General features: G+C 72.1%; 12 protein-coding genes. 6 read left to right on the top strand and 6 right to left on the bottom strand.

Going from position 1 to position 12,093, the window contains the following annotated elements; genetic code table 11:
- Window positions 1–53 precede the first annotated feature (53 nt).
- From HP445_RS13775 to HP445_RS13765, 3 genes are all read right to left on the bottom strand, one after another.
- Window positions 54–1,379: an ABC transporter substrate-binding protein gene (locus tag HP445_RS13775; protein ID WP_128780406.1), complete on the bottom strand. Its 1,326-nt coding sequence runs from the start codon at window positions 1,377–1,379 to the stop codon at window positions 54–56.
- Window positions 1,380–1,402: 23 nt separating this feature from the next.
- Window positions 1,403–2,644: a Gfo/Idh/MocA family protein gene (locus HP445_RS13770; RefSeq protein WP_111032186.1), complete on the bottom strand. Its 1,242-nt coding sequence runs from the start codon at window positions 2,642–2,644 to the stop codon at window positions 1,403–1,405.
- A gap of 147 nt (window positions 2,645–2,791) precedes the next feature.
- Window positions 2,792–3,580, bottom strand: a complete 789-nt coding sequence (locus HP445_RS13765; protein ID WP_164941157.1) for a DeoR/GlpR family DNA-binding transcription regulator — start codon at window positions 3,578–3,580, stop codon at window positions 2,792–2,794.
- Between the two features lie 133 nt (window positions 3,581–3,713).
- Here HP445_RS13765 and HP445_RS13760 point away from each other — a divergent pair, with 133 nt between their 5' ends.
- The 5 genes from HP445_RS13760 to HP445_RS13740 are packed head-to-tail and all read left to right on the top strand — an operon-like array spanning window position 3,714 to window position 8,491.
- Entirely contained in the window at window positions 3,714–4,592 is an 879-nt protein-coding gene (locus HP445_RS13760; RefSeq protein ID WP_128780404.1) for an SIS domain-containing protein, read from the top strand.
- Window positions 4,592–5,503: an ROK family protein gene (locus HP445_RS13755; RefSeq protein ID WP_128780403.1), complete on the top strand. Its 912-nt coding sequence runs from the start codon at window positions 4,592–4,594 to the stop codon at window positions 5,501–5,503. The genes HP445_RS13760 and HP445_RS13755 overlap by 1 nt, the downstream gene beginning before the upstream one ends.
- Window positions 5,500–6,618 (top strand): N-acetylglucosamine-6-phosphate deacetylase, encoded by a 1,119-nt coding sequence (gene nagA / locus HP445_RS13750; RefSeq protein WP_128780402.1) that lies wholly within the window; start codon window positions 5,500–5,502, stop codon window positions 6,616–6,618. Before HP445_RS13755 ends, nagA begins: the two co-directional genes overlap by 4 nt.
- Window positions 6,615–7,658 carry a 1-phosphofructokinase family hexose kinase gene (locus HP445_RS13745; RefSeq protein WP_128780401.1) on the top strand — a complete coding sequence of 348 codons (1,044 nt, stop codon included), beginning with the start codon at window positions 6,615–6,617 and terminating at the stop codon, window positions 7,656–7,658. The genes nagA and HP445_RS13745 overlap by 4 nt, the downstream gene beginning before the upstream one ends.
- Complete coding sequence (locus HP445_RS13740) at window positions 7,655–8,491, top strand: class II fructose-bisphosphate aldolase (protein ID WP_128780400.1); 837 nt, start codon at window positions 7,655–7,657, stop codon at window positions 8,489–8,491. The genes HP445_RS13745 and HP445_RS13740 overlap by 4 nt, the downstream gene beginning before the upstream one ends.
- 25 nt (window positions 8,492–8,516) lie before the next feature.
- Here HP445_RS13740 and HP445_RS13735 read toward each other — a convergent pair whose 3' ends face one another.
- The 3 genes from HP445_RS13735 to HP445_RS13725 all read right to left on the bottom strand — a co-directional run bounded on the left by HP445_RS13735 (window position 8,517) and on the right by HP445_RS13725 (window position 11,177).
- The gene (locus HP445_RS13735; protein WP_128780399.1) at window positions 8,517–9,923 is read right to left on the bottom strand and encodes an L-serine ammonia-lyase; all 1,407 of its coding nucleotides are present in this window, start codon (window positions 9,921–9,923) and stop codon (window positions 8,517–8,519) included.
- 34 nt (window positions 9,924–9,957) lie between these two features.
- A complete protein-coding gene (locus HP445_RS13730) occupies window positions 9,958–10,152 on the bottom strand; it encodes a PspC domain-containing protein (protein WP_027466823.1) in 195 nt (64 codons plus the stop codon).
- 98 nt (window positions 10,153–10,250) lie between these two features.
- On the bottom strand, window positions 10,251–11,177 hold the full coding sequence (locus HP445_RS13725; RefSeq protein WP_071406237.1) for an NADP-dependent oxidoreductase: 927 nt from the start codon (window positions 11,175–11,177) through the stop codon (window positions 10,251–10,253).
- 95 nt (window positions 11,178–11,272) lie between these two features.
- Between HP445_RS13725 and HP445_RS13720 the strand changes: the two genes are divergently transcribed.
- Complete coding sequence (locus HP445_RS13720; protein ID WP_128780398.1) at window positions 11,273–12,091, top strand: shikimate 5-dehydrogenase; 819 nt, start codon at window positions 11,273–11,275, stop codon at window positions 12,089–12,091.
- Window positions 12,092–12,093: the final 2 nt, after the last annotated feature.

Here is a 12,093-nt window from a genome sequence, read left to right as displayed (position 1 = left end):
GCGGGGGCGGCTGCGGCCGGGGGCCGCTCGGTGTTGATCGTCACGCGCGGGTCCTACTTTTCCTTGGCGAGGGCGGCGTCCATCTTCTGTGCGAGGTCCTCTGCGACCTGGTCGACGGGCTTCGATCCGTCGAAGGCACTCGGCAGCAGGGTGGTCTCGAGGGTGTTCCAGGCCGCGGTGTTCTTCGACACCGGCAGCGGCTTCGCGTAGTCCACCGCGTCGAGGAACACCTGCAGGTCGGCGTCGGGCATCGTCTTCGTGAAGGCGCTCTGCGTGCCCTCGTACGCCGGGATGACCGCGCCCATGTCGCCCTGCTGCTGCTGGGCCGTCTTGCCCGCGAGGTAGACCTGCAGCGCCTGAGCGGCGGCCTTGTCCTTGCTCGCCTCGGACACGACGTTCGAGACGCCGTGGATGACGGTCGCCTGCTCCTTGCCCTTCGGCAGCGGGTAGGCGACGACGTCCTTCTCCATCTCGGTGCCGGTCAGCGCGGAGCGGAACCAGCTGCCGCCCTGGTACATCGCGAGCTTGCCCGAGGTGAACCACTGGTCGGCCGTGGTGTCGGTGAGCTGCTTGATCGAGGGCGATGCCCCCGAGTCGATCAGATCGGTCCAGAACTGCAGGCCGTCCTCGGAGGCCTTCGTGGCGTACTCGGACTCGGTGCCGTCCGCGTTCACGACCGATCCCCCGGCCTGCAGGATCGTGTTGTAGTACGTCGTCTGGCCGTCCATGCCGCCGGCCGCCCCGTAGGCGCCCTTCGACTTGAGCTTCTCGGACAGCTCGGCGCCGGTCTGCTGGAAGTCGTCCCAGGTCCAGTCCTTGGACGGCAGGTCCATGCCGGCCTGCTCGAACAGCGACTTGTTCACCCAGACGCCGATGGTGTCGAAGTCCTTCGGCACGCCGTACTGGGTGTCGTCGTACGTGTACAGGTCGTTGAGTGCGCTCGAGTACTTCGACGCGTCGATGTCGCCCGACTCGACCTCGCCGGTGATCGGCGCGAGCTTGCCGTTGGCCGCGTACAGCTGGAAGTTCGGGCCGTTCATCCAGAACAGGTCGGGCAGGGTGTTGCTCGAACCCTGGGTCTGCAGCTTCGTCCAGTAGTTGGCGAACGGCGTGACGTCGACGCTCACCTTGATGTCCGGGTACTCCTCGTTGAAGCCCTTCAGGTTGGCCTTGATGGCCTTGACCTGGTTCTCGTCCCAGACGGCGTAGGTCAGGGACGCCTTGGTGTCCTTCGGCGCGGCCTCGTAGTCGCCGCCGGAGCCGGACGCTCCGGACGACGAGGAGCAGCCGGCCAGGAGCGCTGCCGCGCCGAGTGCGGCGACGGCACCGAGGAGGACGCGGCGCACGCCGGTTCCTCGGGTGGGGATGTGTGCGGTCATCGGGGTGTCCTTTCGCACGGCCGTCAGGAACCGACGGTCTGGGCGGGATGCGGGGTGGAGGGGGTGGAGTGCGGGGCGTTCGACGTGAAGTGCGCGATGGTCTCGGCCGGCAGGGGCGGGACGTCGATGGGGACGGACCCGTTGCGGAGCGAGCGCGTGGCCAGCGCGCCGGCGGCGACCGCGGCACGGGCCGCGATCGGGGAGAGCTCCGACGGTTCGCCGAACGCGACGGACCGCAGGAACTCGGTCATGGTGAGCAGGTCGGCATCGGCGTGCCCGTCCTGGACGCCGTCGATCGGGTACTCGCGGTCCCCCGCGGTGTCCCAGCCCCGGCGGTGCGTCCAGACCTTCACGACGCCACCACCGGTGTCGCCGATGTTCTCGAGGCGTCCCTCGGTGCCAATGACGGTGTAGTTCCGCCAGTAGTCCGGGGTGAAGTGGCACTGCTCGTAGCTGGCCTGCACGCCGTTGTCGAGCGTCATCATCACCATCGAGACGTCCTCGACGTCGACGACGGGGTTCAGCCCGGTCTGGGCGAGCGGCGGCCAGTTGTCGTGGGAGAACCAGTCCCCCATGAGCTCGCCGCTGCGGTCGCGCCGGTCGGTGACGTCGCCGTAGACCGACAGCGAGCCCATCCCGACGACCCGGGCGGTGTCACCCCCGCCGAGCGCGTGGATGACGTCGAGGTCGTGGCTCGCCTTCTGCAGGAGCAGGGAGTTCACCTTGCTGCGGTCGGCGTGCCAGTCCTTGAAGTAGTAGTCACCACCGTTGCCGACGAAGTGCCGGCACCAGACCGCCTTGACCTGACCGATCTCGCCGCGGTCGACGATCTCGCGCATCAGGCGGACGACGGCGGCGTGCCGGAAGTTGTGCCCGACGTACAGCGGCGTCCCGGTCTCCGCCGCGGTGTTCAGGACGGCGTCGGCGTCCTCGACCGTGATGGCCAGCGGCTTCTCGAGGTAGACGGCGATGCCCGCGCGGAGCAGGTCGATCGCGATCTCGGCGTGGGTCCAGTCCGGCGTGGTGACGATGGCCGCGTCGACGTGACCGGTGAGGTCACGGTGGTGTTCCACCACCAGAGCGTCCGGGTACTCGTCGTGCCCGCGGTCCCGGCCGGCCGCGGTCACGTCCGCGACGGCCACGACCCGGGCCTGCAGCGACGGGTCGTCCGCGGTTGCCTCGGCCACGTGGCGGGCGATGGCGGACCGCTGGCCCATCCCGATCACCGCGACGCGGAGTCCTGCGTTGTCAGCGCCCATGCTCATCGCTCCCTTGCGTGAATGTGACGCCCATGATGCCGAATCGATCATGAATGCACAATAGGCGCTCACGGATCGCTCACGCATCCGTGCCGGGGAGTGTTTTACACGATCGAAACGTCCGGACCGCTCCGGGGCGGCCGCAGGGGGTGCTCAGTCGGCGACGACGAGCTCCACGCCGGCGCTGGCCAGGTCAGCGGCGAACGAGGCAGGCACCGGCTGGTCGGTGACCAGGACGTCGATGCGGTCGAGCGGGCAGATCCGGGCGAAGGTCGACCGTTCGATCTTGGTCGAGTCGGCGACCACGACGACGCGTCGTCCGACCGAGGCGAAGTGGCGGCTGACCTCGGCCTCGCCCTCGTGCATGGTGGTCGCGCCGTACTGGCCGGTGAGGCCGTCGACGCCGAGCACCACGAGGTCGAGGGCGAACTCGTCGAGGGTGTCCCGGACGAGCGGCCCGACGAGCTCGTAGGACTGCCGCCGCGCCACACCACCGGTGACCACGATCTTCACGTTGGCGCGGACGGACAGCTCGTACCCGACGTTCAGGGCGTTCGTGACGATCGTGATGCCGAACTCGCCGTCCGCGCGGATGAACCGCTCGCTCTTGCCGAGTTCACGCGCGACCTCGGTCGTGGTGGTCCCGCCGTTGAGCCCGACGGTCTCCCCCGGCTGCACCAGTCGGGCGGCCGCACGGGCGATCGCCATCTTGGCCTCGGCCTGCCGGGCGATCTTGTACTGCAGCGGGAGCTCGTACCCGGCCCCGAGTGCTGCCGCGCCCCCGTGCGTGCGCGTGACGAGCCGCTGGTCGGCGAGGGTCGCGAGGTCACGGCGGGCCGTCGCGGCGGAGATCCCGAGCAGCTCCCCGATCTCGGCGATCGACACGTTGCCGCGTTCGCTCACCAGTTCGAGCAGGGCGTTCAGCCGCTGTTGGGGGGTCATGACGGTCATCCTACGGCGTCACGACCGTCGCCCGGTGATCGGAAATGACGTTTTCCCCTTCCCTTGCGCACGATCGCTCGCTACGCTTCCTGATCATCGATCACCCGGATCGACCCGGACCCGGAAGGCTCCCATGACCGACACCTTCGTGAGCGCTGAACTGGCCTCGCAGCCGGAGACCTGGCGTGCAGCCGCCGCGCTCCTGCCGACCTTCGCCGACGCGCTCCCCCAGCCGGGGGAACGCGTGGCCGTGATCGGCTGCGGCACGAGCTGGTTCATCGCCATGAGCTACGCCGTCGCCCGTGAGCAGGCGGGCCTCGGCGTGACCGATGCCTTCGCCGGGTCGGAGTACCCCGCGTCCCGCGAGTACGACCGCGTGCTCATGATCAGCCGCTCGGGCACGACGACCGAGATCGTCGACCTGCTGCAGGCCCTGCCGTCGCAACGGACCGTCCTGATCACGGCCGTCGCCGACAGCCCTGCTGCGGCCGTCGCCGACCAGGTGGTCGCCCTGCCCTTCGCCGACGAGCGTTCGGTCGTCCAGACCCGCTTCGCCACCACGACCCTTGCACTGCTGCGGGCGTCCATCGGTGACGACGTCGACGCCCTCGCCGCTCAGGCCGAGACCGCGCTGACGGTGCCCATCGACGACCTGCTCGACGCCGAGCAGGTCTCGTTCGTCGGCCGTGGGGCCGCCGTCGGCCTGACGTTCGAAGCCGCGCTCAAGACGCGTGAGGCCGCGCAGTTCTGGGCCGAGTCCTACCCGGCGATGGACTACCGGCACGGTCCCATCGCGATCGCCCAGCCCGGCCGGCTCGTCTGGTCGCTCGGCACCGCACCCGAGGGGCTGGCCGACGAGGTCGCCGCAGCCGGTGCCCGCTTCGTCCAGCACGACCTCGACCCGATCGCCGGACTCGTCGTGGTGCACCGGTTCGCCGTCGCCCTGGCCGAGGGACGCGGGCTGGACCCGGACAACCCCCGGTCGCTCACCCGGTCGGTCATCCTCACCTGATGGGTGGCGCAGGCGCGGTGCTCGGGGTCGACGTCGGCGGCACGGGCATCAAGACCCGGCTGACGACGGCCGACGGACTCGTCCTCGACGAGACCCGGGTACCGACGCCGCGTGACGACCCGGACGCTGAGCGCCTCGCCGCCGTTGTCGCCGAACTGACCGCACAGGCCACCCGCCGGGCGCAGCTCGGAGCCATCGGGCTGGTGACCCCCGGCGTCGTCGACGAGACCCGCGGCACCGTGGACCTGTCCGTCAACCTCGGGTGGCGCGACGTCCCGGTGCGTGACCTCGTCCGCGCCGAGCTCCTGCGGCAGGGGATCGACGTCCCGATCGCCTTCGGCCACGACGTCCGCGCCGGGGCCCTGGCCGAGGTCCGGGCCGGTGACCCGGCGCTCTCGCGGGGGTCGGTCTCGTTCGTGCCGGTCGGCACCGGTCTCGCGAGCGCGCTGGTGGTCGACGGCGTCGTCGTGTCCGGCGGTGGCTGGGCGGGGGAGATCGGGCAGGTCCGCATCCAGACCGGTCCGCACGCGGGCCACCGCGTCGAGGAGATCGCGTCCGCCGGGGGAGTCGCACGTCGTTCCGGCGCGCCATCCGCTCACGCCGCCATGCTCCTGGTCCGCCAGGGCGACCCCGCAGCCCGTGCGGTCTGGGACGACTGCGTCGCGGTCCTGGCCGACGCGCTCGCCTGGACGACCGCGGTCGCCGGGGTCCACACCATCATCGTCGGCGGGGGACTCGCCGAGTCGGGGCCGCTGCTGCTCGACCCGCTGCGCGACGCCGTCACGGAGCGCCTGCAGGGCGTCCGTGTCCCCGTCGTCGTCCCCGCCCGGCACGGCGACGCAGCCGGCGCCATCGGAGCAGGGATCCTCGCACGCGCGCTGCTCGAGACCGAGACCGGAGTCCTGCTGTGACGACCCTCGTCCGAGCTCATCGCATCGTCACGGCCCAGGGGGACCTGCACGACGGCTGGCTCGTCATCGGTGACGACGACACCGTGCTGGCGACCGGCACCGGGGCCCCGATGCGCACGGACACCGCCGTCACCGTCGACGGCGCGGTCGTGCCCGGGTTCGTCGACCTGCACGCCCACGGCGCGCTCGGGCACGACTTCGCCGGGTGCTCCGCCGAGAATGCCCGTATCGCCGCCGGGCACCACCGGTCACGGGGCACGACCACCCTGGTCGGGTCCGTCGCCACGGGCGAGCGCGCGGACACCGTGGCGGCCCTCACCCGGCTCCGGCCGCTCGTCGCGGACGGCACGCTCGCCGGGCTGCACCTGGAGGGGCCGTGGCTCGCGCCGGCCCGTCGCGGGGCGCACCGCGTCGACCTGCTGCATGCCCCGGACCCCACTGAGGTCGACGCCTACTGCGACGCCGCCGGTGGCGCCCTGCGGATCGTCACCCTCGCGCCGGAGCTCCCGGGTGCACTCGACGCCGTCGCCCGCTTCGTCGACGCCGGGGTCGTCGTCGCCATCGGCCACACCGACGCCACCGCCGAACAGACCCGCCGCGCGGTCGACGCCGGAGCCTCGCTCGTCACCCACCTGTTCAACGGGATGCCCCCGCTGCACCACCGTGAGCCCGGGCCGGTCGGAGTCGCGCTCTCCGACGACCGCGTGCTGCTCGAGTGCATCGTCGACGGCCACCACCTCGACCCGGTCACCGTCGACATCGTCCAGCGCAGCGCTCCGGGCCGGATGGTCCTGGTCTCCGACGCCATGGCGGCGACGGGCTGCCCCGACGGGGCGTACACGGTGGCCGGATCGGCGGTGACCGTCCGCGACGGGCTCGCCGTGCTCGCCGACGGTTCATCGCTGGCGGGCAGCACGATCACGGTCGCCGACGCCGTCCGTCGTCTGCTCGACGCGGGGACCGACCTGCCCGAGGTCGTCGCGGTGTCCGCGGGGCGTGCGGCACACCTGCTCGGGGCTCCGGCACCGCTCAGCGTGGGCGCCCCCGCCGACCTGGTCGTGCTCGACCCGGAGCGCGGCAGCGTCCGAACCCTGCCGACGGCGGTGGTCGCGTGATCCTCGTCGTCACCCCGAACCCGGCCGTCGACGTGACCTACCGGGTCGCCGAACAGCGCATCGGCGAGACCCAGCGCGTGCTCGAGGTCCAGCGGCGTCCCGGCGGCAAGGGCCTGAACGTCGGGCGGGTCCTCGCAGCCACCGGTGTCCCGACCCACGCTGTGCTGCCCCTCGGCGGCGACGGCGGGCACTGGATCGCCCATGCCCTCGACGATCTCGGGCTCGCCCATACCGACATCGCTGTCCGTGGCGAGACCCGCACGACCGTCACGGTGGTGGACGACCTCGCGCACCCGACGATGTTCGGCGAGCCCGGCCCCGTGCTCAGCCCCGACGAGTGGGACGCGGTCACCACCGCGGTCGAGACACTGCTCGACGGCGATGTCGGCCGTACTGGCGGTGCCGATGGCGCCAACGGTGCCGCCGGTGCCCCGCCCGCCGCTGCCCTGGTCGTGTCGGGCTCCCTGCCCCGCGACACCGACCCCGCGGTCGTCGCCCGCTGGGTCACCGCCGCCCGCCGCCGCGGTGTGCTCTCCGTGGTCGACTGCTCGGGCACCGCGCTGCTGGCTGCCGCGTCGGCCGGCGCGACGGTCTGCAAGCCCAACCGCGAGGAACTGCTCGAGGCCACGGGCGCCGACGACGAGCGATCTGGAGCGCTCCGGCTCCTCGGACTCGGCGCGACGGTCGTCGTGGTGTCCCGCGGATCCGACGGCATCGCAGCCCACACCGCCGAGCACGTGCTCGAGGTGCCGGCCGTCCCCGGGGTCTCGGGCAACCCGACCGGCGCCGGGGACGCAGCCACCGCCGGGCTCGTCAGTGTGCTCGTCGATGTCCTCGTCGGTGCTGGTCTCCCCGGGCCTGACGGCAGCGTCCCGGCCCCCGACGACGCCACCCTGTTCCGAGCCCTGCGGTCCGCCGCCGCACACGGTGCCGCGGCCGTCCTCCAGCCGGTGGCCGGAGTGGTCGACCCGGCAGACGTCCAACGATTCCTGTCCACCCCGCCTGCTCCCGCCCACGACCGAACGAGGACCCCCGCATGATCACCGACCTCGCCCTCACCGGCCTGCTCGACACCGCCCGGACGGCACGCCGCGGGGTCGGCGCGTTCAACGTGGTGCTGCTCGAGCACGCCGAGGCGATCGTCTCCGGTGCCGAGCTGGCCGGTCTGCCGGTGATCCTGCAGATCAGCGAGAACTGCGTGCGGTACCACGGCGGCCTCGCACCGATCACGACCGCGACCCAGGCGGTCGCACGGGCCGCCGACGTCGAGGTCCTCGTGCACCTCGACCACATCGAGGACCCGGAGCTGGTGGCGGCCGGCGTCGAGCTGGGCGTCGACTCGGTCATGTACGACGGTTCACACCTGGACTTCGCCGCCAACGTGGCCGCGACCCGCGAGCTCGCCGCTCGGTGTCACGCCGCGGGCGTCGCGATCGAGGCCGAGCTCGGCGAGGTCGGCGGCAAGGACGGCGTGCACGCGCCCGGCGTCCGGACCGATCCGACCGACGCCGCCGCGTTCGTGGCCGACACCGGGGTCGATGCCCTGGCGGTCGCGGTGGGGACCTCGCACGCGATGCAGACCCGCGAGGCGTCGGTGGACCGAGACCTGGTCGAGCGCCTCCGTGCCGCGGTGCCGGTGCCGCTCGTGCTGCACGGGTCCTCCGGCCTGTCCGACGACGAACTCCGTGGCGCCGTGCACGCGGGGATGACGAAGGTCAACATCTCGACGCACCTGAACGGCCTGTTCACCCGTGCGCTCCGCACCGTGCTCGACGAGCGGCCGGACGTCGTCGACCCGCGCAAGTACGTGTCGGCGGGCCGGGACGCCATCGCCACCGAGACGGCACGGCTGCTGACGCTCCTGCACGCCTGACGCGCGAACGGGCGCGAGCTGGCGCTCAGCAGAGCGGGACGTTCACCGCGAGCCCGCCCATCGCGGTCTCCTTGTACTTCGACGACATGTCCGCCCCGGTCTGCCGCATCGTCTCGACGACCTGGTCGAGCGACACGTGGTGCACCCCGTCGCCGCGCAGGGCCATCCGGGCGGCGTTGATCGCCTTGTTCGCCGCGATCGCGTTCCGCTCGATGCACGGGATCTGCACCAGGCCGCCGATCGGGTCGCAGGTCAGCCCGAGGTTGTGCTCCATCGCGATCTCGGCGGCGTTCTCGACCTGCTCCGGCGTGCCCCCGAGAACCTCGGCGAGCCCTGCAGCCGCCATCGACGCCGCCGAACCGACCTCGCCCTGGCAGCCGACCTCGGCACCGGAGATCGACGCCCGTTCCTTGTAGATCGACCCGATCGCCCCGGCGGTGAGCAGGAACCGCACGACGGCGTCGTCCCGTTCGGCGGCGGGGGCGTCGGCGACCGTGGGCACGTAGGTGAGCGCGTAGTACAGGACCGCGGGGATGATGCCGGCTGCGCCGTTCGTCGGGGCGGTGACGACGCGGCCCCCGGTGGCGTTCTCCTCGTTGACCGCCATGGCGACGAGGTTCACCCACTCCATCGCGAACAGCGGGTCGTGGTCGGGGTCCTCGCGGGTGAGCTGCTCGTGCCAGGTGGCGGCGCGACGGCGGACGTCGAGCCCGCCGGGCAGGCACCCGTCCCGGCGGACGGATCGGTCGACGCACGACTCCATCACCCCGTGGATCCCCAGCAGTCCGGACCGGATCTCGGCGTCGGTCCGGGTGACGGCCTCGTTCGCCAGGGCGACGCCGCTGATCGGCAGGCCGGAACCGGCACACGCGGCGAGCAGCTCGGCGCCGCTCGAGAACGGGTACGGTACGGCGTCGTCGACCGGGATCGCGGCACCGGCGACGGCAGCGGATGCGTCGGCCGCGGGCTCCGCCGCCTCGTCCCGTGCGATGAACCCACCACCGATCGAGTAGTAGGTCTCGTCGGCCAGGTCGGCACCGGAGGCGTCACGGGCGCGCAGCCGCATGGCGTTCGGGTGCCGGGGCAGCATCGTCAGGGGGTGCAGGACGATGTCGGCGAGGCGGAACGGCACGCTCGCACCGCCGTCGAGCCGCAGGACACCGTCGCGCTCCACGGCGTCGAGCGCGAGGACCATGGCATCGGGGTCGACGGTCTCCGGGTGCGACCCCATGAGCCCGGCGACGACGGCACCGAGCGTGCCGTGGCCCTGTCCGGTCGACGCGAGGGACCCGTACAGGTCGACCACCACGGACGCGACGGGCAGGCCACGGACGAGGGTGGCGAACTCGGCACCGGCCCGCATCGGGCCGACGGTGTGCGAGCTCGAGGGGCCGACACCGACGCTGAACAGATCGAAGACGGAGACCGGCACGCCGCCACACTAACCCGTCCGGACGGACCGGTGCTCAGCGCCGCCGACCGCCCTCGGGCGGCATCACGAACCACAGCACGACGTACGCGATCCACAGCGGCCCGGGGAAGAAGCTCAGGATGACCCAGACCACCCGGACCAGGGTGCGGGACAGGTTGAAGCGATCGGCGAGACCGGCGCAGACGCCGGCCAGCAGACGACCGTTGCGGGGACGGGAGAGTGTGCTCATACCGACGACGCTACGCAACCCCGCCGGTCGAGCGCATCCGGGACGCACCCCGAGCGTGGTGGGGGAAACCCCCGGACCGGCCCTGAGCGGCCCCGTGGTCAGGGGATGAGGACGATCTTGCCGCGGGTGTGGCCCTGCTCGAGCTCCTCGAAGGCGTCCTGCACGCGGTCGAGCGGGTAGGTCGCGGCGATCGGCACCTCGATCGCGCCGTTCGCGACCTCCAGTGCGAGCGCCCCGAGGATCTCCGGGTCGGCGGTGTCCGCGCTGCCCGAGGCCTTCGCCCCGACCTCGGCGGCCTCGTCGAAGGCGATGATCGTCTCGATGCGGTCGACCGGCACCCCGAGGGCGATGCCGAGCCGGACGTACTCGGCGCCGTGGGTGTCGATCACGGCGTCGATGCCGTTCGTCGCGAGTTCGGTGATGCGCTCCTGCAGCCCGTCGCCGTACGCGACCGGCCGTGCACGCTTGGAACGGAGCCACTCGTGGTTCGCCTCGGAGGCGACGGCGATGACGTCGATGCCCTCGTTCGCGAGCAGCTGGGTGACGAAGCCACCGACCCCGCCGGCGGCGCCGGACACGACGACGGTCTCGCCCGGACGCGGGTCGACCGCACGCACGGCTGCGGCCGCGGTGGTCGCGATGACGTCGAGGCCACCCGCCACGGTCCAGTCGAGCAGGCGTGGCTTCTGGACGACCTGGACGGCCGGCACGGAGACGTACTCGGCCTGGCTGGCGCGGTCCCACGACCAGCCGATGACCTCTTCGCCCTCGTCGACGCCGTCCACCTCGGCCCCGACGGCCACCACGATGCCGGCGAAGTCGGTGCCCTGCCCGGACGGCAGGTCGCCGCCGAACGCACCCTGGCGGATGGCCGACTCACCGGGGTTGATGCCTGCGGCGCGGACGCGGACGAGCACCCGCCCGGGCGTCACCTCGGGAACGGGCACCTCGGCGACGTGCAGGACCGATCGGTCACCCCACTCGTCGAAGCGGACAGCGCGCATGGTCTCCGGGATCTCAGTCATCCGCACCGACGCTACCCCGGCGCGCGGCACCCGGTCTGCGTGGACCGCTCCATCCCTGCGAGGACGCGAAAGGGAGAGGGTGCGAGACTGGGGGCATGCCCATCCTGAACAAGGACATGCAGGTCTGCATGTCGCTGGCCGCGCGACCGAGCAACATCGGCACCCGGTTCCACAACTACCTGTACGACGAGCTCGGCCTCAACTTCCTGTACAAGGCGTTCACCACGACCGATCTGCCCGGCGCCGTCGCCGGCATCCGTGCGCTCGGGATCCGCGGCTGCTCGGTGTCGATGCCCTTCAAGGAGGCGATCATCCCGCTGGTCGACCACGTCGAGGACTCCGCCGCCGCGATCCAGTCGGTCAACACCGTCGTGAACGACGACGGCGTGCTCACCGCGTCGAACACCGACTACGAGGCGATCGCCGCCCTGCTCGGGTCGCACCAGGTCGACCCGGCTTCGCGGGTGCTGCTCCGCGGCTCGGGCGGCATGGCCAAGGCCGTCACGGCGGCGTTCCGCGGCGCCGGCTTCGACCGGTTGACGGTCGTCGCCCGCAACGAGCAGACCGGCCCGGCCCTGGCATCGCAGTACGGCTACGAGTGGGTGGCCGACGAGCGCGAGGCGGGGGAGACCGACCTGGTCGTCAACGTCACCCCGCTCGGCATGCGCGGCGACCAGCAGGACGCACTCGCCTTCGCGCCGGAACGGATCGAGGCGGCGCACACCGTCTTCGACGTGGTCGCGTTCCCGTCGGAGACCCCGCTCGTGCGAGCGGGACGCGACGCCGGCAAGCACGTCATCACCGGTGCCGAGGTCATCGCCCTGCAGGCGGCCCGTCAGTTCGAGCGGTACACGGGCGTCGCCCTGACCGACGACCAGGTGGCGCGGGCCAGCGAGTTCTCGCGCGCCGAGTAGTC

Origin of the sequence: Curtobacterium flaccumfaciens (assembly GCF_013359815.1) — a bacterium.
Lineage (GTDB): Bacteria > Actinomycetota > Actinomycetes > Actinomycetales > Microbacteriaceae > Curtobacterium > Curtobacterium flaccumfaciens.
Note: the sequence above shows the minus strand (reverse complement) of the source record. Positions and strands in the feature narration are given on the sequence as shown.